The sequence below is a fragment of the Metamycoplasma salivarium genome (genome assembly GCF_900660445.2).
GTDB classification, from domain to species: domain Bacteria; phylum Bacillota_I; class Bacilli_A; order Mycoplasmatales; family Metamycoplasmataceae; genus Metamycoplasma; species Metamycoplasma salivarium.
This window is the reverse complement of the sequence record NZ_LR214938.2, coordinates 629,880-651,125: the sequence shown is the minus strand read 5'-3', so window position 1 is coordinate 651,125 and position 21,246 is coordinate 629,880. Positions and strand designations below refer to the sequence as shown.

22 protein-coding genes are annotated in these 21,246 nt (G+C 26.6%); 7 read left to right on the top strand and 15 right to left on the bottom strand.

Annotation, left to right across the window (positions count from 1 at the left end):
* Nucleotides 1–82: 82 nt before the first annotated feature.
* The 6 genes from EXC60_RS06865 to EXC60_RS06860 all read right to left on the bottom strand — a co-directional run bounded on the left by EXC60_RS06865 (nucleotide 83) and on the right by EXC60_RS06860 (nucleotide 4,199).
* On the bottom strand, nucleotides 83–2,287 hold the full coding sequence (locus tag EXC60_RS06865) for a membrane protein insertase YidC (protein WP_024543855.1): 2,205 nt from the start codon (nucleotides 2,285–2,287) through the stop codon (nucleotides 83–85).
* Complete coding sequence (rnpA, locus tag EXC60_RS02880; protein WP_024543854.1) at nucleotides 2,265–2,612, bottom strand: ribonuclease P protein component; 348 nt, start codon at nucleotides 2,610–2,612, stop codon at nucleotides 2,265–2,267. The genes EXC60_RS06865 and rnpA overlap by 23 nt, the downstream gene beginning before the upstream one ends.
* Nucleotides 2,613–2,639: 27 nt before the next feature.
* Nucleotides 2,640–2,786 (bottom strand): 50S ribosomal protein L34, encoded by a 147-nt coding sequence (gene rpmH / locus EXC60_RS02875; RefSeq protein ID WP_024543853.1) that lies wholly within the window; start codon nucleotides 2,784–2,786, stop codon nucleotides 2,640–2,642.
* Between the two features lie 375 nt (nucleotides 2,787–3,161).
* On the bottom strand, nucleotides 3,162–3,329 hold the full coding sequence (locus EXC60_RS02870) for a hypothetical protein (RefSeq protein ID WP_156909641.1): 168 nt from the start codon (nucleotides 3,327–3,329) through the stop codon (nucleotides 3,162–3,164).
* A gap of 47 nt (nucleotides 3,330–3,376) precedes the next feature.
* Nucleotides 3,377–3,760 carry a hypothetical protein gene (locus EXC60_RS02865; protein WP_024543852.1) on the bottom strand — a complete coding sequence of 128 codons (384 nt, stop codon included), beginning with the start codon at nucleotides 3,758–3,760 and terminating at the stop codon, nucleotides 3,377–3,379.
* On the bottom strand, nucleotides 3,687–4,199 hold the full coding sequence (locus tag EXC60_RS06860) for a hypothetical protein (protein WP_024543851.1): 513 nt from the start codon (nucleotides 4,197–4,199) through the stop codon (nucleotides 3,687–3,689). The genes EXC60_RS02865 and EXC60_RS06860 overlap by 74 nt, the downstream gene beginning before the upstream one ends.
* A 431-nt stretch (nucleotides 4,200–4,630) precedes the next feature.
* On the opposite strand from EXC60_RS06860, the gene dnaA reads away from it, so the two are divergent.
* From dnaA to rsmA, 7 genes are all read left to right on the top strand, one after another.
* Nucleotides 4,631–6,001 (top strand): chromosomal replication initiator protein DnaA, encoded by a 1,371-nt coding sequence (gene dnaA / locus EXC60_RS02855; protein WP_024543850.1) that lies wholly within the window; start codon nucleotides 4,631–4,633, stop codon nucleotides 5,999–6,001.
* Nucleotides 6,002–6,012: 11 nt separating this feature from the next.
* Entirely contained in the window at nucleotides 6,013–7,110 is a 1,098-nt protein-coding gene (gene dnaN / locus EXC60_RS02850; RefSeq protein ID WP_024543849.1) for a DNA polymerase III subunit beta, read from the top strand.
* Nucleotides 7,111–7,332 carry an RNA-binding S4 domain-containing protein gene (locus tag EXC60_RS02845; RefSeq protein ID WP_024543848.1) on the top strand — a complete coding sequence of 74 codons (222 nt, stop codon included), beginning with the start codon at nucleotides 7,111–7,113 and terminating at the stop codon, nucleotides 7,330–7,332.
* A gap of 52 nt (nucleotides 7,333–7,384) precedes the next feature.
* Nucleotides 7,385–7,582, top strand: coding sequence for a 50S ribosomal protein L28 (gene rpmB, locus EXC60_RS02840; RefSeq protein WP_024543847.1), 198 nt, complete (start codon nucleotides 7,385–7,387; stop codon nucleotides 7,580–7,582).
* A gap of 98 nt (nucleotides 7,583–7,680) precedes the next feature.
* Nucleotides 7,681–8,379 carry a 5'-methylthioadenosine/S-adenosylhomocysteine nucleosidase family protein gene (locus EXC60_RS02835; RefSeq protein ID WP_024543846.1) on the top strand — a complete coding sequence of 233 codons (699 nt, stop codon included), beginning with the start codon at nucleotides 7,681–7,683 and terminating at the stop codon, nucleotides 8,377–8,379.
* A complete protein-coding gene (locus tag EXC60_RS02830) occupies nucleotides 8,379–9,140 on the top strand; it encodes a TatD family hydrolase (RefSeq protein WP_024543845.1) in 762 nt (253 codons plus the stop codon). The genes EXC60_RS02835 and EXC60_RS02830 overlap by 1 nt, the downstream gene beginning before the upstream one ends.
* Nucleotides 9,140–9,907 (top strand): 16S rRNA (adenine(1518)-N(6)/adenine(1519)-N(6))-dimethyltransferase RsmA, encoded by a 768-nt coding sequence (gene rsmA / locus EXC60_RS02825; RefSeq protein WP_024543844.1) that lies wholly within the window; start codon nucleotides 9,140–9,142, stop codon nucleotides 9,905–9,907. Before EXC60_RS02830 ends, rsmA begins: the two co-directional genes overlap by 1 nt.
* Nucleotides 9,908–9,984: 77 nt before the next feature.
* Here the strand turns inward: rsmA and EXC60_RS02820 are convergent, their stop codons facing one another.
* The 9 genes from EXC60_RS02820 to EXC60_RS06830 all read right to left on the bottom strand — a co-directional run bounded on the left by EXC60_RS02820 (nucleotide 9,985) and on the right by EXC60_RS06830 (nucleotide 21,202).
* Nucleotides 9,985–10,773: a dimethylarginine dimethylaminohydrolase family protein gene (locus EXC60_RS02820; protein ID WP_024543843.1), complete on the bottom strand. Its 789-nt coding sequence runs from the start codon at nucleotides 10,771–10,773 to the stop codon at nucleotides 9,985–9,987.
* Nucleotides 10,774–10,884: 111 nt separating this feature from the next.
* Entirely contained in the window at nucleotides 10,885–12,807 is a 1,923-nt protein-coding gene (locus tag EXC60_RS06855) for a hypothetical protein (protein ID WP_024543842.1), read from the bottom strand.
* Between the two features lie 227 nt (nucleotides 12,808–13,034).
* Nucleotides 13,035–14,039, bottom strand: coding sequence for a type I glyceraldehyde-3-phosphate dehydrogenase (gene gap, locus EXC60_RS02810; protein ID WP_342590529.1), 1,005 nt, complete (start codon nucleotides 14,037–14,039; stop codon nucleotides 13,035–13,037).
* Nucleotides 14,040–14,153: 114 nt separating this feature from the next.
* Entirely contained in the window at nucleotides 14,154–15,470 is a 1,317-nt protein-coding gene (locus tag EXC60_RS02805) for a hypothetical protein (protein ID WP_024543840.1), read from the bottom strand.
* Between the two features lie 11 nt (nucleotides 15,471–15,481).
* Nucleotides 15,482–15,760, bottom strand: coding sequence for a hypothetical protein (locus tag EXC60_RS02800; protein WP_024543839.1), 279 nt, complete (start codon nucleotides 15,758–15,760; stop codon nucleotides 15,482–15,484).
* Nucleotides 15,761–15,768: 8 nt separating this feature from the next.
* On the bottom strand, nucleotides 15,769–16,752 hold the full coding sequence (locus tag EXC60_RS06850; protein ID WP_024543838.1) for a carbohydrate ABC transporter permease: 984 nt from the start codon (nucleotides 16,750–16,752) through the stop codon (nucleotides 15,769–15,771).
* A complete protein-coding gene (locus EXC60_RS06845) occupies nucleotides 16,676–17,779 on the bottom strand; it encodes a carbohydrate ABC transporter permease (RefSeq protein WP_024543837.1) in 1,104 nt (367 codons plus the stop codon). Before EXC60_RS06845 ends, EXC60_RS06850 begins: the two co-directional genes overlap by 77 nt.
* Nucleotides 17,769–19,868, bottom strand: coding sequence for an ATP-binding cassette domain-containing protein (locus EXC60_RS07035; RefSeq protein ID WP_024543836.1), 2,100 nt, complete (start codon nucleotides 19,866–19,868; stop codon nucleotides 17,769–17,771). The genes EXC60_RS06845 and EXC60_RS07035 overlap by 11 nt, the downstream gene beginning before the upstream one ends.
* 20 nt (nucleotides 19,869–19,888) lie before the next feature.
* Nucleotides 19,889–21,202 carry a thermonuclease family protein gene (locus EXC60_RS06830; protein ID WP_024543835.1) on the bottom strand — a complete coding sequence of 438 codons (1,314 nt, stop codon included), beginning with the start codon at nucleotides 21,200–21,202 and terminating at the stop codon, nucleotides 19,889–19,891.
* Nucleotides 21,203–21,246: the final 44 nt, after the last annotated feature.

Genomic DNA, 21,246 nt, shown 5'->3' with positions numbered 1-21,246 from the left:
CTTAAAAATATATTTCTATGAAATATAAACGTTAATAAAAAGTGAATAAAAAACTAGAAAATAAATTCTAGTTTATATTAGTTTAAGCGGTCTTTTCTCTAAATAATTTAGGTTCAACTTTTTCTTTAAAGAATCTTGTTTTTGTGAAGTAATGAACAAAGATTGTTTGGAAGATTGTTCAAATACCAGAAATAATTCAATAAATTTGTAAACCAGCACTAAAGATAACACCAATAAAGATAAAGATTAATTGCACAATATTATTTGTTCGATTAGATTTCTTCATTGCTTCTTTTTCATAAGCATCGACTCGTTCGGATTTCTTTTTCTTTCAATTTAAAATCTTCGGCATATATGTCGCGAGGGCTTGAACCGCGACGGAGAATATTATTAGTGGCAGATAAATAAAATCTTTTGCCATTACCCGACTAATTGACGAAGTCGAAAGTTGAATTCCATATCATGAAGCTTGCTTAATTTCAGGTGCTGAAGAAATAATTCTATACACAACAAATAAGATTGGCATTGTTATAAGCAATGAAACCATACTTGAGAATGGGGAAATTTTTGACTCTTTATAAAGTTGCGAAATTTCCATTTGTTTCTTTTGTTGCATTGCTTTATCGCCTTTATATTCAGCATATTTAGCTTCAATCTTGGCTTTTTTACGGTTTATTTCTTCTAATTTGCTTTGACCAAAAGTGCTTTTTAGAGAAATAAAGAATGCAATTAAACGAACAAAAACAACTGTAATAACTAAGGCTAATATAACGCTTCAGCCTGTACTTCCTAAACCAACCATTATTTTATTCATAAATAAATAGATTGGGTGGATAAACATTCCATAGAAAGGCCCTTGTTCTCAATAACCTTTTGCATTATATAATGCTTTTTGAGGAACATTAAATGCAGAAGGAAAGATATTTGCTATTGGTAATCTTTCATTATAGTTACCACCCTTAGTAATATGGTTTACTTTAACAATTGAATTAGTTACAACATTAGAACCATAAGTTACATTTTTATATGCTTGGCCTGTGTAATTAAACAATGAATAATAACTTCTAAAAGCAATTTTATGGAATGTTGCAAAATTAATTGCATCCTTAATTCATTGATATTTATATCATCTAGAAAGTTGATCGTGTTGTTGTGCTTTTGAAAGTTGATTAAAAGTAGGGTTTGAGATAACCACACCATTTTTATCTTTTACAACTAATGGTTTGCCATCTTTATCTTTTCAATCGGTTTTAGTTGTATAGAAAGGATCATTTTTAAAGATATAATCACTATTCTCAATTTTGTCACTTGCTTTTGTTTGAGAAATTTTTTCATACATAGCAACTAAACGTTTGTAGATATCTAAAGGAGTTGGATTTGCAGGCAATGGAGTTGTTCCAAAAATCTCATTTGCATCAGAAGCAGTAAATTGTTGATTAAGATCTTTATTTTCAACATTTGCAGGATTTATTAATCAACGAATGTTATTAACATTTCTTTCGTATCAAATCTTTAATGTTTGTAATGCTAAAAGTTGTAAAGAATCACGTGTAAATTTATCGATATTTGAAGCACCAGGTAATAATGATTCTTCTAAAGTTTCAACTTCAATTTTAGAAATTTTGTCAAATCTTGCTCTTTTTTGATTTTTTGCTACTTCTTCAATATGGTTTGTAAAAGAAAATGTTGTTCAAGCACTATGTTCAGTAATAGTTTCATATTTGTAATCTTTTGAAGTTAAATTTAGATAAGAAAATTTGTTTTCTTTATTTCCATAAACATCTCCACCAAATTTTGCATCAGCGTCAGTAATTGTTGAATATGTTTTATTATCATCATTTAGTTTTTCATATTGCAAGGCTAAAGAATTCCCACCATAAATTCCATATTCTGATTTTCCACCATTAGCTTTAGCATCTTGTTGTTCTAATGCGTTAATTAACTCTTTATTTCCATTATTTAAACCAAGAAATATATTTTTAACAATATGCTTTTCACTATTTGGCATAGTAAAAGTGTTTGTTTCTTTGTTGTATCTTAAAAGTTCAACATTAGGTGAAACAGTTTTTTTGCTTGAATAAAATTCATAACCAGCACCAACTTTAGATGCAGTTTTACTTGTAAATGATTGCACGCAACCCACAAGGCCAATGCTTGCAAAGAAAACAATAATGATAATTCTTAATCATTTTCACACCTTAAGTCAAATATGCTTTTGTTTTTGCTCAGGTGATGGTGATGTGACTTTAAAATCATCATAAAACTTAGATTTTTTCAGTTTTGCCATCTTTTATCCTTTCAAAAATTTTTCTTATCTCTTGTTCTTTAATTGAAAATTCTAAATCAAAAAATGTTTTCCTAGCAATTAAAACACAACTTATTTTTAAAGAATCAGTAATATCATTCATTTTCCTTAAAATAGCTCTTACTTGATTTTTAAAATGATTTCTCTTTACTGCATTTAAAAATTGTTTTGGCATTGAAATACCTATTTTAAAATCTTCTGATTCATCAAAATAAATAATTAAATGTTTATCTACAATCTGCTTTTTTTTGGCAAGAATTTTTTGAAATTCTCAATTTTTTTTAAGTGTATTATCTTTTGTAAACATTTTTAAATAAAAAAAAGAAATATCAAATTACTTAGAATCTGATACTGTTAATCTTGCTCTGCCTTTAGCACGTCTTGATGCTAATACTTTTCTACCATTCTTGGTTTGCATTCTAGCCATAAAACCATGCACTTTAATGTGTTTGCGTTTTTTTGGTTGATATGTTCTTTTCATAACATTCTCCTTAGTTCCAACTAACTTTAGTATGTATAAGTTCTTATAATATGCAAATAAAAATTATACAAATTTCATTTAATTTTATCAAAGAAAGCAAAATATTTGCTAAGAATTTTATAGCAATATAGTTTTGTTTAAATTTCAATTAGATTTATCCTTTATTTTGCAAGGTTTTGATTAAAATACTTTTCTAATTTAAAATCACTCGCATCATTTTCAAAAATATTTAAATAATAACTTAATGTATATAAATCTTTTGTTTGATTATTTTTGTTAATTAATGTGCATGTGTAAAAATATTTTCCGGGTTCATTATTTGCAGATTTTATAGTGTCATCAAATAGATATACATTTGAATTTTGGTTTGTTTTTTTATTTTAGTAAATATCTTCAAAATGTTAATTTTAATTCCTTAATATTTTGATAGTTTTCAATAGAGATTTTTGTTTTTAATTGTGATAAATGATGAAAATCACTCTCATTTTTAAAGATATTTGAATTATTTGAATTTGAATTTGTAGTTGAAGGGTCCATTATCATCTATTTCAAAATAGCCTAATTTAATAGTTTATATTTATCAGAAGCTTTTATTTGCAAATAACCACTTTGTGGTAAACTTCTCTTGAATAGACTAATTCTAAGTAAGTTAATGATTTCTTTTTTAAGTAAGTTAGGTTTGATAAATCTAAATCAGTAGGATTTGTTTCGCTATAATAAAAATCATAAGATAAGTTTTTATCTTCAAAAAAGATATCGAAATAATAAATTGAATTAGCTATAAAAGACATTCTATAATGATTATTTAATTGATTATTTGTAACAAAATTATGGTTATTAACATTATTCATAAAACAAATATTTTTACCATTTAATTTTGCTTTTAATGTTTCTATTAATTTATTTTTTGCGTCGTTTAATTTTTCAATTTGAGTATTGATTTTTTGTGAAGTTAATGAAGGATTGTCTAACATTTTTTTCTGTTTCTTTTCTTAAATTATCAAAATCAGTTCTTAATTGTAAAGGCAAATAATCAACATCAGGTAAATTTGAAAACATAAATGTTTTATAAAAAATTCTTGTAGTTTGTAATGCTTTTAACAAATCATTTTTAGTTTTTTCTCCATCTTTTTTTGTATAGTTATTGCTTTTTAAGTTTATTGAAATGTTTTGAAATACTTCATGAATATTAGAAGGTATTTTAAATCCATTAATCTCAATAGTTTTTGTCTCACTAACTTTCTTAGTAACTCTATCTTGTAATGCAAATGAAATTTTTATTGTTGTTGGATTTGAATGTGTTATTTCAAAATTAACAATTGAGTATCTTCATTGCTTTAAGTTTTTTATATTCAAATCATTAACATTTTTAATTTCTAATGCCAATTTTTGTTCTTTTTTCTTTAACCTCAATTATGGTTTCTTTTAACGCTTGATTCATTTCACCAGGTTTTTTGCAATTTGTTGAAAGTAAAGGCAAAAAAACTAATAATTGTTAAAGTTAGTGGAAGTGAAAAATATTTCTTTGATTTCATGAATATTCTTTTTTATTTAAAAAATATTAAACTCAACCATTTTAAATTAAAAATAATCTAAATAACAAAATAATATAGCTAGCTAAGTTTTTCACATTCATTTTAGATAAAATTCTATGAAATTATTAACAAAAAAGTTATTAACATTCAAATTTGCATAGTTTTTTGTTAATTTTTGAAAAATTAGTCTAACAATAAGGCATATTTTTGATAAAAAACTGTTAATAACTTTGTTAATAACTCTATGTTTTTAACTATTTTTGATGCGTTTTTTATAAAAAATAACTTATTAATTATAATAATTACAACATGATTAATACAAATAAAGAAAATGAGCAAGAAATTGAACTAAAACTTAAAAATATTAGCTTCCATAATGATCTAAAAAATAATTTAAGTGACAATTTAATTTATGAAGGCTTGCTTAAAAATATAAAGATTGCATACCGTGAAGATGACACAATTTTTATCTTGTGTCCCGAAAGACTAAAAGAGTATGTAAAGACGCATTATACCGAACTAATTGAGAGAACAATTAGTAATATTTACAATGAAAAATTAAACATTATTTTTATTAAAGATATTGTTGAAATTGATGCATTGGCTGCAATTGTAAAACCAGCCAAAAAAACTCCAAGACAAAAAAGCAATGTTAGAAAAGATTTAACCTTTGATACTTATGCCGAAGGTAAATTTAATTCCCTTGTAATTAAGGCCGCAAGAACCATTTGCAAAAATGAAAGTGTTGTTTTTTCTCCACTTTTTATTTATAGTGGAAGTGGTCTTGGAAAAACACATTTATTACATGCAATTGGTAATGAACTTATCAAAAATGGAAAAACTTGCTTTTATGTTAATCCTGATGAGCTTACAAGAAGATTAGTAGAACAATTAAGAACTAGAAACCAAGAAGAAATCAACAAAATTGTTGATGATTTAGTTGCTTATGATTGTTTGATGTTTGATGATGTTCAACAATATGCAAATAAAGAAAGTACATTGATTGTCTTATTTAATATCATAAATCATATGTTCACAAATGACAAGCAAGTTATTATTTCTGCAGATAAGCGCCCTGAAGATTTAGGCGGATTTGAACAAAGATTTATTACACGTTTTACAGGTGGATTAACTGTTAAAATAGATACTCCTGAAATTGATGATGTGATAGCAATTTTAAAATTTAAATTAAGACAAAATAATATTAATCCTGAACTTTGGGAAGATGAAAGTTTAAAATTTGTTGCAAGAAATTTTGCCACTTCAATAAGGTCAATTGAAGGCGCTATTAATAGGATTAAATTATTTAGTCAAAATGATGATTTTTTCACTTATGATATGAACACAATTCGAAATGTTTTTAAAAATATGTCGCAGGTTAAAGATACAATCACGCCTGACAAGATCATTGATATGGTTGCAAAATATTACAAACTTGATAAAAGTCGTATTACTGCAAGAACTAGAAAAGAAGAAGTTGTAATTGCAAGAAGAATATCAATGTGACTTATTAAAAATTCATTTGATTGTTCATTTGAAGAAATTGGAAAAATGTTTGGAAATCAAAGTCATTCAAATGTTATTATCTCAGTACAATGAGTTGACAACAACTTTAAAACTAATACCGCGTTAAAAGTTGCAATTAATAAAATTAAAGAAAATCTCAATAGAGTATTGTAAAGGAGAAAAAAATGGAGATAAAAATAAATAAACAAATACTTGATAATGCACTTGAATATGTTTCAAAAGCAGTTGATACAAACCCATTTATTCCAGCAATGAAAGGAATATTAATTGAAGCTGAAGATGATTTAATTACTTTCATTGGTTCAGATGGTGAAATTAGCATCAAACATACTGTTAAAACATCGATTAATGCACAAATAATAAATCCCGGAATTTGTTTAGTTGAATTAAACATCTTAAAGAATGTTGAAAAGAAATTGGATGGAGATATTAGTTTAATCACAAATGACAAACTTTTAACTGTCATTGCTGGAAGTGATAAATATACATTAAATTTATATGACAACACTGAATATCCAAGCATTGACTTTAGTATTTATGGTGAAAAATTAACAATTGAGTGAGCAAAATTTAAAGATATTGCAAAAGATGTGTGATTTGCAGCAGCAACTGATGATAAATCTGTAATTTTAGGTTGTGTTAATATTTCAGCAAGTAATAAACAACTTAAAATGCTTGCAACTGATCGTTATAGATATGCTCAAGAAACTTTGCCAATTGAAAGTGATGTTGAATTTAATATTTCAGTGCAACAAAAAAATTTAAAAAATATACTTGCATTTGAACATAATGGACCTATTACATTACATATTTCAGATTTCAAAATTGCTTTTGAATTTGATAATAATATTATTCAATCAAAAATTGTTGAGCAAATTTATATGGATGTATCAAAAATCATGCCAAAAGAATTTGCAAATACTTTAATTATTGAAAAAAGAGAATTAAACAATTTGCTTAACAAAGCAAGTGTTATTATCACTGAAAGTTATAACAAAATTAGACTTCATATTATTAATAAAGTTTTAACAATTTCATCATCGCGTGAAGAAATTGCAGCAGCAGAAATAAAAACCTCTAATTTTGAATATAGTAATGATGAATTAAAATTAGCATTAAATAGTAAATTTTTAAGAGATGCAATTTCTGTTTTTGATGATAAACTAAAAATTCAAATTACAAAAGATAATTTAAAATTAGTTGTAACATCAGCGTCAAATCCAAACAATATTCAATTATTTACTGGACAAAAAGGATTTTAAATGGAAATTGAAATTTACGATGATTGAATTAAAGTAAGTCAATTTTTAAAGAAAATTGGGGTGACTGAAACTGGTGGCAAAGCAAAATTCTTTGTTACATCACATAAAATTTTAATTAATGGACAACCTGCAACTGGCAGAAATTCAAAAATAAGGATTGGTGATACTGTTTGAGTTGATGACAATTTATATAAAATTGTTGCTAAAAAGATACCTTATTAAAAAAATAATGTACAATTATTAAATACTAATAGACTTAAAAAAGGAGAACATTATGCCAGGAAGAGATAGACTTACCGGACAAAAGGCACTTAGTGGAAACAAAAGATCTCACGCATTAAATGCAACTAAAAGAACTTTTGATTTAAACTTACAAAAAGTGACAATTTCTCAAGGTAATGGAGCTAAGAAAACTTTAACAGTTACTGCTAAAACTGCAAGAACTTTGAAAAAATATGGTCTTGTAGCTTAATTTTTTAATAATAATTTCAAAAAGGCCTCATTGGTCTTTTTTGTTTAATTTTATTGAATGTGAATTAAAATTAATGTATTGAAATTAAGGAGAATTTTATGGTGCTATTTATCTTTGCAGAAAAAGAAGAATATGAAATGATATTACCCCACATTGAAATTATTGAAGAAAATGTTTTTGAAAATGATTTTAATAAGTTTCAATCATTTAATTTATGCGAATATAATAAGAAAAAATTTTATATAGCTTGTAGTGGTGTGGGTAAAGTTAATGCTAGTTTATATTTAAGCAATATATGTAACATTTGTCCTACAATCACACAAATTGTTAACATTGGTCCTGCTGCAAGTATAGGAAATGAAAAAATTGGTGATTATTATTTAATTAAAAATTCTTATTATTATGATGTTGATTTAACCTCATTACCAAATTACAAAATAGGAATGTTACCAAATATGAGCATAACATTTAAAACAAGCGAAATATTAAACAACATTTTGCAAATATTATTTGATAATAATATTAAATATTGTGACAATGCAACCGCTGATCATTTTGCAACCGAAAAAGATATAGCCTTAATTCAAAATAATTTTAAAGATGCTAAAACAATTGATATGGAATTAACTTCTTATATCCATACTGCACAATTTTATAAAATGCCAATTGCAAGCATAAAAGTCATTTCAGATAATTTAACTAAAAAATCTAATGCTAATGATTATAAAAATAATAGTTTAATTTGAAAAACTGCAATTGCAAAACTTATACTAAAAATTTTAGAAGGAGGTAAATAATGGAATATATTGATATTCATACTCACCCTTTCAAAGAATATTATGATGATCCTCATGAAGAAGTTAAAAAATGAAAAGAAATGAATATGCAATATTTGTTTGTTAATGGAACTTCAAAAGAAGATTGCATTGAGCTTTTAGATTTATGTGAAAAAGAAAACTATTTATTTCCCGTAATTGGAATTCATCCAACTTTGTCGAAAGGCAAGAAAGATGGCAAATTTTTAGCATCTATTATTACTAAGGATGTAATTGGAATTGGCGAAGTTGGTTTAGATTATCATTATGATGATTCTCCTTCAAAAGAAATTCAAAAAGAAGGTTTTATTTCACAAATTGAGGTTGCAAGAAAATATAACATTCCAGTAGTTATGCATATTCGTGATGCTTTAGAAGATGCATATGAAATTATTAGCAACGAAAAATATAATGATATGAAATTTGTATTTCATTCATATAGTGGTGATGTTGCTTTTACTGAAAAATGTTTAAAACATCCAAATTTCTATTATTCAATATCAGGAGTTGTGACATTTAAAAATGCAAAGTCTTTGCAAAATGCTGTCAAAATTATTCCAATTGATCATATATTTTGTGAAACAGATACACCATATTTAGCACCAGTTCCTATGAGAGGCTCTGATAATATTAGTCCATATGTTTCATATACTTATCAATATATTGCAAAACTAAAAAATATATCTGAACAAGAATTAGTTAATCAAATTAAGGTAAATGTTAAAAAAGTGTTTGGTGTTTAATGAATAAAGTGATTGCAAAAAAATGGTTTGGTCAAAATTTTTTAATTGATGAACAGATTTGTTTTCAAATAGTTAATTTAATTGATTTAAACAATAAAAATGTTATTGAAATAGGTCCAGGGCAAGGGGCATTAACTAAATTTTTAATAAAAAAAGCCAAATTTGTAAAAGCTTTTGAGATTGATAATGATCTTTTTAAATTATTAAATCAAAACTTAAAAGCAAATAATTTAGAGATTATTAATGAAGATTTTTTAAATGCCTCATTAAATGAAAGCAAAAATCAAATTATTATAGGAAACATACCTTATAACATTACGACTGAAATTCTTTTCAAGTTAATTGAAAATTATACCTTTATAGACACTTCAATTTTGATGGTTCAAGATGAAGTGGCTAACCGAATAGTTGCTTTGTCTAATTCAAAAGAGTATGGAAAATTGTCTGTTGTTTTGCAAACAATCGCAACTTGTACAAAAGAAATATCTGTTTCAAAGAATAAATTTAATCCACAACCAAAAGTTAACTCAGCTGTTGTAAAAATTGTATTTAATAAAGAAATTGACATTCCTCTAAATTTTTATTTAGAATTTGTTAAATTAATTTTTCAATTTAAACGTAAAACACTAGTTAATAATTTAAAAACTAAATATTCTATGGATAAAATTAATGATGTTTTTAGTTCTCTAAAATTTAAATTTAACATCAGAACTGAACAATTAACAATTGAACAAATTAAGCAATTGTTTTTTATATTGAATAATTAAAAAATATCTTATTACAAGATTTTTTTCAAAATTTGAAATTTCTTATAAATAAGGTATTTTTATTTTAAAAATTTAAGTTAGAATCTAACTGATAAGCAAGTTAACCCACCATCAATTTTTTTGTATTCTGATGTATCAACTTCAATAAGCTTTTTGTGGCCTTTTAATTTTTCAAGCATTGCTTTGGTTTTTGGATATCCGGCTGGCATTATGATATTTCCATTAATGTAAATTACATTAACTGCATAATCTTCTTCGCTTGGAACTTTAATTAAATTAAATGATTGAAATTCTTTTGTATGTTCAAATTCACCAGTTACAAGTAAATTATTATCTTCAATATAAGTTGTTCCAGTTTTCAGATGCAAAAATTGTGTTACAGGAATTGCAATAACTTTTTTGCCTAATGGTTTAACAAATTCTTCAAATTGTTTGATTGCTTCTTTATTTGTTCTATGGCTTAATCCAATGTAATATGTGTTTCCAATTGGTAACACATCGCCACCATCCATATATCCAGGTGCTTTAATATATTTAATTTTATCTTCTGAAAAATATTTTTTGATTGTAGGTAAAATTAAATCTTTTTCGCCATTTCTTGAAGCGGCTCCTGGATTTGTAATAATTGCAATTTCATTTGGAATAATAACAACAGGATCTTCTACAAAGCATGAATCTGGGTAAGGCTCAGATGCTTCAAGTTCAATAACTTCAATATCAACGCTTTTGATTGCTTTGATATATTCATCAAATTGCTTCATAGCATTTTCATAATTAGGTTTGCCAAGTTGTGGGTTTCCAGTAATCCCATCAATTAATGAATGGCTTGGCCTTCTAACAATAAATCTTTTATAAACAGGTTTCAAAAATTTCTCCTTATTTCTATAGATAGTTTTTTAACTACCTATACTTTTATTTTATCATTGCGAAGTATAAAAATGTAGGAGTTTGCTCCCACATTCTAAAATTTGATTTAATTAAGCTTTTTTAAATCCTGAGATTGTTCATTCAAATGGTTCAGTTGATCAACTTATAGCACCTTTAACTTTTCAGTATAGTTTAAAAGTAATTGTACCATTTGCTTTATCAACTACTCTTTCGGGGTCACCAAATAGTTTTTCACGATAATCAAATTTATTAGATTTACTTTGTAATCTTCATACTTTTGCATTTGCTTCTTCAGCAGTAACTGTTCCATATTGAGATTCATCTAAACCTTCAATAACTAATTTAGGGTCAGTTTTATCAGCTTCAGTAATTTTCTTAAATCCTTCAACTTTAATTAAGAAATTAACTATCTTTTTACCATCAAGCATTAATTGATCAACATATGCGGTAAGTGTACCTTTGCTATCATCTGCTTGAACTGATACAACAGAATATTTGTAGCTAGAACTCTTGCTATTTAACAAAAGATCTTCTTTTTTAACATCACTTGCATGTTTAGTGTTGTATTGTTCTTTTGCTAAATCTTTAATTGATAAATCAAGGTCATCTTTATTAACAGGTAATAATTTTTTAAATCCAGCAATTACTGTTTTGAAAGATTTAATTTTATGTCAATCATCATTTTTATATAAATTAACATCTAATGTAATTTGCCCTCTCATAGGATCAATATTAACACGATCAATTTTGTAGTAGTAATTTTCTGTGTTTGTTTGATTTTCTGCTTTTATCTTGCCAGTGCTAAATTCATTTGCATAGTATTTACCATAATCTTCTGGTTTAACTTCTTTTGAACTATCTTTTGGATCAATAATTTTGTAAGCAAATGGAAATACTTGGTGTTTAAATCCTGATACTACATAGTCGATAGTGTTATTGCTATATACACCATTTCTAATTGCTCATTTCAATTTAAATGTTACAGTACCATCTAAATCATCTGCAACAGGTGTGTTAACAACCATGTATTGATATTTGCCTGATTTACTTTTTATTTGATAATTTTTCTTAATAATATCTGATGCTTGGTAGTTACCATAATCAGCTTTATCAATAAATTCTTGAGGATTTCCAGATTCAAAACGTTCTTCTGGGTCAGTTAAATCAGCAGCAGTAATTTTTGCAAAACCTTCTAATACCTTTTGATGTTGAGCTATAAAAAGACCACCCTTTTCATATTGTTTGTAGTTGATGGTTAATTTACCTTCTGCATCATTAGCTTCAATACCAACAATTTCATATTTATATTTGTCTGATTTACTATTAAATTGAATATCTTCTTCTTTAATATCACCAGCATTTTTTGTGATGTATTGATTTGCAGCTAAATTTTTAATGGTAATATTAGCATCATTTTCATCTTCTGGTAATTTTGATTTAAATCCTGAAATAGTTTTTTGGAATTTAGCAATTTCATTGCCATCTTTATCTTTTAAAATAATTGACAATACTAATTCACCTTTTTCAGTATTTGTATTAAATTCATCTAATTCATATTGATAATTAGCATCTGTGCTTTGAGTAGTAATACTATCAAAAGTAAAATCATCGGTAAAATAGTCTTTGTAATTTTCAGGTTTAACAACTTCTGCAGTTTTATTTTTAATTGTGATTTCTAAAAATTTGTCATAAACTGAATTTAAACTTATTTGTTTTACAAGTGTATAAGTTACTTTTTTATCTGTTGCTTTTAATGTTACTTTAGCAACTCCAGATTCATATTCAACTTTTTCAATTGTTACTTCTCAGTTTTTTGGAGAAGCTGTAATTTTCAACCTTGATTTAATATTATCAACAGTAGGTTTAAAGATTTCATCTTTATTTGTAAGTTCAACAGTTGTTTGCTTGTCAACTTGTTCTTTTGTTAACCTTCCACAAGAAACAACAGTTGCAGCTGTTGCAGCAATCGTTAAAAAGCTAGCACCAACCATTAAAAAACTTCTTTTTTTCATTTGTATATTCCCTTCAACAGACTTTAATTAATAAATTTATTTAAAAAAAGAATAAAAAATGCAATAACAAAACTAGTTGCTATTGCAAGAATGTATAAATATTTTTTCTACTTCATATATATAAATATATGATGTTTTTATACTCTTTATTCTCTAACATTACTACGTCTAATTTGTTCTAGACATTTAAAATTTTACTATTTTTGTAAAATGTTTTGATTGAATTTTTATAGTTTAGCCATATGTTTCAAAGTTCTAATATATTGATTTACAAATGAACTTTCATTGTCATATCAAGCATAAACTTTATAAAGCTTTTTGTTGTCAACTTCAATCATCGAAGTTAGTTTAGCATCAAAAATTGAGCCCGCTGTTGCACCAATAATGTCAGAAGATACAATTTCTTCTTCAGTGTAGCATAATGAAGGCGATGCATGTTTTTTAATTGCATTATTAATTTCTTCAATTGAAGGTGATTTTTTAAGTTCAACAGTTACATCAACAATTGATCCTGTAATTGTTGGAACACGCAAAGCAATTCCATTCATTTTTCCTGTTAGTGTTGGAATAACTTTTCCAATCGCTTTAGCGGCACCTGTTGATGTTGGAATCATATTTTGTGCAGCAGCTCTTGCTCTTCTTAAGTCAGTATGAGGTGCATCTTGAAGTCTTTGATCCGCTGTATATGAGTGAACTGTTGTCATAAATCCTTTAACGACACCAAATTCATTTTCTAATACATTCATAATTGGTGCAAGACAGTTGGTTGTACATGATGCTGCAGAAACAACCTTGTCTTCTTTTGTTAAAATATTTTCGTTAACTGAATAAACAACTATTTTAACATCCCCACCTTTTGCCGGTGCTGTAATTAAAACTTTTTTAGCTCCTGCTTCTAAATGTTTTGAAGAACCTTCTAAAGTAACATATCTGCCTGTTCCTTCAATAACAATATCAACTCCTAATTTTTTTCAAGGTAAAAGTGATGGATCTTTTTCTGCAAAAATAGGAAATTTTTTACCATCAACTATAATTGATGTTTCATCATAAGAAATGTTATTTTGCATAATTCCATGTGCTGTATCATATTTTAATAAATGTGCTAATGTTTTAGCATCAGTTAAGTCATTAATTGCAACAACTTCTAAATCTTTATCATTAAAAATTTGTCTAAAAATTAAACGGCCAATTCTTCCAAAACCATTAATTGCAACTTTAGCTTTAGTCATAATTATTATTCTCCTTAAATTAAATTAAAATCTCATATTTTTAAGTTATTAAATTATACTTTATTGTTATTTAAAAGACCGTAAATAATTAAAAATGAGCAATGTGCTCATTCAAAATTAATTCACGTTTTTAATGCGATTCATTTCTTTTAGCAAATGAGTCACATTAGCATAATCACCACGTGGATATTTTTTTTCTTTTAATAAAATTTTGTCTTCAACATCAGTCTGTGTAATTTCTGTGTTATCTTGATTTTTAAATTCAAAAATTCAATTTGAAGGTTTTTGTTCTAAGGGTTCTAAGTTGTAGTTGGCTCAATTGTTAAGATTATCTTTGATTTGGTTAAAATCCTTTTGTAAATCAAAGATATATCATTTGCCACCAATTTTCTTTTCTAAATAATAAACCATTTTTTTAGCAACATTGTCATAAGCAGCCACAAGTTGTAAATCTTTGTAACCAATATATTCTAACATTGCGGTAAATGCTTGAAAAATAGCTTCGTCAGTTGCCCCATGACCTTCATCAATAATTTGATCTTTAATTTCATCAATTGATTCAATTAACTCTTTTGTTGAATTATTGTTAGGAAATTTAAGTTCTTTTAATAAATAGTCTTTCGTAGTTAAAAGATTTTTATATTTATTTAAGAAAGCTTCAGGGTCTTTAATATATTCATTAACCAATGCATCATTATTTATAATTGGACTTTTGAATAATGAGTGCTTTGTAATTTGCTTAAGTTCTTTTTTAGAAGGAGTAACTGACAAGTCTTTGTCAACATTTCTTAAAGGACCTAATAATGGAAATGCATAAACAGATTCGACATAGCCAGTCCCTGCATCGATAGAGGTGTTTTTGAAATTAACATTAAATTTTAAAAACTTATAAATTAATTCTGTATATGCTTTATGAAAATTAGTATTTTGAATTTTTTGAAATTCATTGAAATAATATTTATCAATTTTAGGTAATGTAGTTTCACTAGCATAAGTTTTTAAATTTTTAAATTCGTTGTTTTCGAATTGAAGTAAGTTTCCTTTATAAAAAGTGTAACCTAACGAAGTGTTTTTAAAATAATAGTCAAATAAGTCCCTAAGTTCATTGTTTGTTAAAGGTTTTGAATAGTCTTTTGATGCATTTAAACTTTCTTTAATTAAATCATTAGATAAATTTGTTGGATAAAATCCAAATTTAACTCTATATGCAATAAAATCAGCTAGTTGTGAGTTTCTAATTTGATCCTCAATTGCTGGATTTTGATTTTTATCTTTGATAAATTTTTCTATTGTTCTAAATTTATGGTTCTTTAAATGTTTTTCTATTTCTTTAATGGAAGGGTCTAATGTAATATTGCAAGCTATCATTGCAATAGGGCTAGAGGCTACAAGCGAGAAAGGAATAAGTAATTTAATAAAATGTTTTTTAATCATATTTTTCTCCTTTATATTGTTGCCCTATAATTTCAACTTTTAATGCCTGCATAAACAATGTACGATCCCATTCCAATAATAATTAATGAAAAGAATATAAGCCCAATAGAAAGTGCAATTTCAGCTTTTGCCTTTACAAAAATAGTAGGTTCTAATTTTACATAATTGTTTAATTTAATAATATATTGACTATTTGAAATAATAATCGAACATACTATTAACAAACTAAGTGCAAGAAGTAATAAGAATACTCAAATAATAATTTTTGATTTTAAATTAAGTTTTTTCATCTACACTCCTATCCTTTAATTGTGCTACCTTGACGAGAAATAGAACCCATAATCTTCTTTCTAAAGATAAAGTAGAATATGAACATAGGCAAAATAGCAATAATAGAACCGGCCATTTTAATATTTGATTGAACTCTTTCTTCAGTACCAATAATTTTTCGTCCAACTTCAAATAGTCAAACTGACATAATCTTATATTTAACTTCTCCACCAGAAATTAACGATGGTCATAAATATGAGTTTCATGAAGCTAAAGCAGTCAAAATTACAACTGTTAAGATAGTAGGTACTACCATAGGAATTGCAATTTTAAATAAATATCTCCAGCCAACTGCACCGTCAACCATTGCAACTTCTTTAATTCTTCCAGGAATTGCTTCAAATGCATTTCTAAACATCAATGCATTGAAAATTGAAGCAACGAATGGAATAGCAACTAAAAATACCATTCCAAAGAAGTTATCTTTAATACCTGGCATTCATTCATTAAATCTAACAACTAAGTAATATTGTCCTGATAATAATGCAACTTCAGGCAAGATTAAAAGTGAAATAAATAACGCTCAAACAATGTTTTTTCCTCTTCAATTTTTAAGTGAAAAAGCATAACCTGCAAACATTGTAATAAAGATTTTTAAAACAATTGAGAATAAGACATTGGCTAAAGTTAAACCTAATGCAACTCAATATGAACTTTTACTTGACCTAATTGCTTCAGCAAAATTTTCTGGGTGTCATGATTTTGGAAAAAATGAAAAGTTTTGCTTTAATGCATCAGATTGAATATCTGGCATCATTGCAACAAAAATCATGAAGAAGAATGGTAATAAAATAATTAAACCAAAAAATGAAAGCAACAATATTTTTGCAAATAATGTTATGAAAGCTTTGAAAAATGAAGTGTCACGAACTTGATTAGCTGTACGCTCTTTGTTTTTTCTTAGCTTGATATTCGATAATCACTTCTGAATCTTTAATTTTATTCCAAACATTACTTTCTCCTAAGTTATAAGATGCTTTCATTATTGTTGAAAAACCACCACGGATAATTGTTGAAAAGATAATTCCAATAATAAATAAGGTAATTGCCGCGGCACCAGCTGCTGGATAATCTCCACTTTGTGTTGCACGATATACTAATAACATTAATGATGCAGCACCATTTTTAATTGCATCATCAGGTTTGTTATTAAATAATGCTAATGGGAACACTTTAATTCCACCAATAATTCCCATAGTAATTAAGAATGTTGTAGTTGATTTAATTGATGGTAATGTAATGGTAAAGAATTGTTTTATAGGTCCAACGCCATCAATTGATGCTGATTTGTAAAGGTTTTTATCAACAGATAACATTGCTGTTGTAAAAATCAAAATATTAAACGCTAATCCTTGTCAAATACCTTGAATAATCATAGGCAATAAAGGTGCCATTGATGTTTCTTCACCTTTTTCTAATCATGCTGTATTAAATCCAAATATTGAGTTGAACATACCATTTGGGCTAAATATTTGAATAAATGCAAGTGAGATAGCAACAGCATTTGTAACATAAGGTAAGAAGAATATTGTTTGTCAAAATCCTTTAGCTACTTTGCGATATAAAGTTGCTATTAGTGAAGAAATTGTTAATGATATTGCCATAACAAATGGCAAGACTATTAGCCCGTACATTAATGAGTTACGAACAGCAACAGCAAACATTGGTTGTTCTAATAAATCACTAAAGTTTTGAAATGAAAACCTAGTGATTGACACTTGACCATTTTGGGTAATTTCAGTAGTTTTTACTCAAAATGCATTTTTAATGTTTAAAATTAATGGAAAAATTGTAAACATCGCAATTATTATTAAGGTTGGTAATAATAAAGACAGTGGTTTTCAAGCTGGTGTTCTTTTATCAACGATAGATTCTGAAAGACCATCAACTTTACTTTCTGATTGCTTTTTAATTGCAAACTTTGTAAGTCATGGAAATTTCGTTGCAATTCTTGATCAAAAACTATTTTTAAAGTTCATATTCAATCCTTTTTTCAGTTAATGCATCAAAAATGTGTAATCTATCTATTGGCAAATCGAAGTATATTTTTTCACCATTTCTAAATGAATATTTGTTATCTACTAAAAAATTTAGTTTAATATCATTGTTTAATGAAACTATTAACTTACTTTCTTTTCCGAAATTTTCTACTGCAATAATATCTCCAGAAAAATTATGTTTTTGTGAACTTGTTTTGATAATAAAATCTTCAGCTCTCACTCCAACATTTAAGTCAACTACATTTTTCTTTTCTAAAACTACATTGGCAAATTTTTGCCCAAAAACCGTTAAAGTATTGTTCTTATAAGTTGCAGGTAAAAGTCCCATTTCAGGCATACCTAAAAAACGTGCAACAAATTGATTTGCAGGTTTTTGATAAAGTTCTAATGGAGATCCGATTTGTTGAACTTTTGCAGTTGACATACAAACAACTATGTCACTTATTGACATAGCTTCTTCTTGATCGTGAGTAACAAAAACAGTAGTAATACCCAATGATTTTTGAATTTCTCTAATTCATTGGCGAGTTGAAATTCTTAATTTGGCATCAAGATTCGATAATGGTTCATCCATTAGCAAAATTTTAGGTTTTTTAACAATAGCACGGGCTATGGCCACACGTTGTTGTTGACCGCCTGATAATCTTGTTGGTTTCTTTTGTAAAATTGGCAAAATTTCAACTTTATTTGCAACTTCTAAGACTTCATTATGAATTGCTTTTTTAAGAGAAATAATGTTTTTACTATATTCCAAAATTTGTTTACGTTCTTCATCAGAAAAATCAACACATTTAGTTTCTTTATCTTTTTTAATTAGTTCAGGGATATTAAATTGTGTGAAAAGTTCTTGTTCTAATTGTTTAAATTCTTTGTAAGCATAAGTTGATAATACAGAAACATTTCTTTTTAATCTCTTTAATGTATCATTATCTTTGAATTTGTTGATAAATTTAGCTTTTTCTAGCTTATATGCATTCTTTGCAGTAGCAATTTCTTTTGTGTATTTTTCTTTGATGGTTAAAATATTGATGAAATATTTGTAATATAATTGCATCTTCTTAAGTTTGCATTCCAATTTTTCACATTTTACTAATTCAGTATATGAAAAATCAGTTCTATCTTCTCTTGTAAGTAAATCATATGCTTCAGTTGTTTTTTCTAAACCTAATTTGCATGTATCAAGTTTTTTAATGTCTTGATGTTTTAAAGCTTCAAAATTATTTGCCTTTAATTTTGCATAAGCATCTGAAATTTTTGTATTTGGATCTACTTTTGTAAAATTAACTTTTAGCCTTAATGCATAATCTAATTTAGCAGCAGCAAGTTTGTCCTTTAAATGATTTTTTGTAGCATTTAATTCTTTTAAAATAATTTTAGAAATAGAAGCTATTTCAGCTTCATAATGCACTTTTGCCATTTTATAAACAGTTTCTGCTTTTTCTAAATCTTCTTTTAAAGTATTTAAATAATTTGAAAATCTAGTTTCAACTTCTCATTGAATTTTATTGTAAATAATTCATTTGTTTTTAAGAACTCTAATTTGTTCTTTAGTTGCACCTGCTTTTTGTAAATACATATAGTTTATGTTATTAGTTGCATTAAGCCTTTTACTAATGGCTTTTTCTTGCCATTTAATATCGTTTTTTAGAGGAAATGCTATGTTGTCATAAACACTCATATGAGGATATAAAGCATAGTTTTGGAAAACAAAACCTAATTTTCTTTGTTGAGGTGATAACTTAGTTACATCTTTACCATAAAAATAGACATTACCACTAGTAACTGTTAAAAGACCAGAAATTGCATTTAAAGTTGTTGTTTTGCCAGAACCCGAAGGACCTAATAAAGTAACTAATTTACCTTCGGGAATTTCAAAACTAACATCATCAACTGCTAAAGTTTCACCAAAATCTATAAAAATGTTTTTCAGTTTTATAGCAGGTAAAACTTTTCTATTCCAATAGTCCTCATTCATCTCATTAGCAATGCGTTCATATTCAACTTTGTCTTGCTCATTAAATTTTGTGAAATGATTTTTTGATCAATTTTTAATTCGCTCTCAAAACATTTGTTTCCTACTTTCTTTTTTTATAAATTTTCATAAATTTCATTACTATTTCATTTTGGAGATAGTTCATCTTTATTTTCATTTTCGTTAGGATATAACTTATTCTTATATTCTTGAATTCTATTTTCTCAATTGTCGCCAGGACCTGGTTCAACAAATGATTTTCAGGCATTTACAATTGGCCTTGTTAAATAAATATAGCTTGAAATAGATCTTTCAGAAGGAAATACTTTGAAAAATCCATTTTTGTTTTCTTTAGCTTCTTTTAAGGCATTTGCAATTGCTAGAAAAGTATAGTATGTTTCAGTATGAGGTATAAAATTTGAGTCCTGATCCGATGGTAGTGTATATCCATTCCTTACAATTTCAGCGGAATGTGAATATTGAAATTTATCTCCATAAAATATTGTACCAACCAAACGATTATATGATTCTTTTCCTTGTGTAATAACCCTAACTCTAGTCCCATTAGGGATTAGAGTCTGACTAAATGAAGTTGATTTTTTTGCTAATGAATTTTCAAACATTGGTGCATCAGAACCACCAACATTCTTTTCGGGGGTGTCTATTCCAAAACATCTAATTTTAGTATTAACCTTCCCTCCACCTTTTTTAATTGCTTCAATTCATTTAGCTTTATTTTCAAAATAGGTTTTAGAAACCTTATCTACATTCAAATAAGGTGTATCTCCATCAGCTCATCCTGTTATAGTTCCTTCAACAAAACCAGTTTTTGTCCAATCAGCATATATTGGTTTATATGTTGATGCATTAGGAGTGGTGTTTAAATCATCTAATGTTGGTAAAGTTATATCAATCGGTTCACTTAAAGTTAATAGATTTTCTTCTTTAATAAGATCCAAGTAAAGTTTTTTTTGGCCATTTGAAAGTATTTTATAAACTTTAAATGTATATACTCTTTCATCTTTAAATTTTGTATTTTGAGAAAGATCTTTGCTTGAATCTAAAATGGTAACATTTGGATTATAAGGAACTGTTCTTTGATCTTGAATAACGCTTCGCTTAAATGTCACACCATCAAGTTCAAATCTATATTTTTCACTTGTAAAAGCATATTTTTCTAAATCATTTACATTGAAATCTCAATTTTTTTCTTTTGTTTTTGTTTTGTCTAAAAATTCAACATTAAATTTAGTATTCTTAAAATGCTCTAAAAAAATATTTTTAATTTTATTAATAGTTGTTTTAGGTGTGTCTTTAAAATATGTAGGATATTCAGTTCCATCATTTTTATTAGAACATGCTATCAAACTAAGAGGTATAGATAATGTTGTTAGAGGTAGTAATAAGGAAAATAATTTCTTTTTTATCATTTTTGTTTGGCTCCATTAAAAATAAATGGCTACTTTTAGCACAT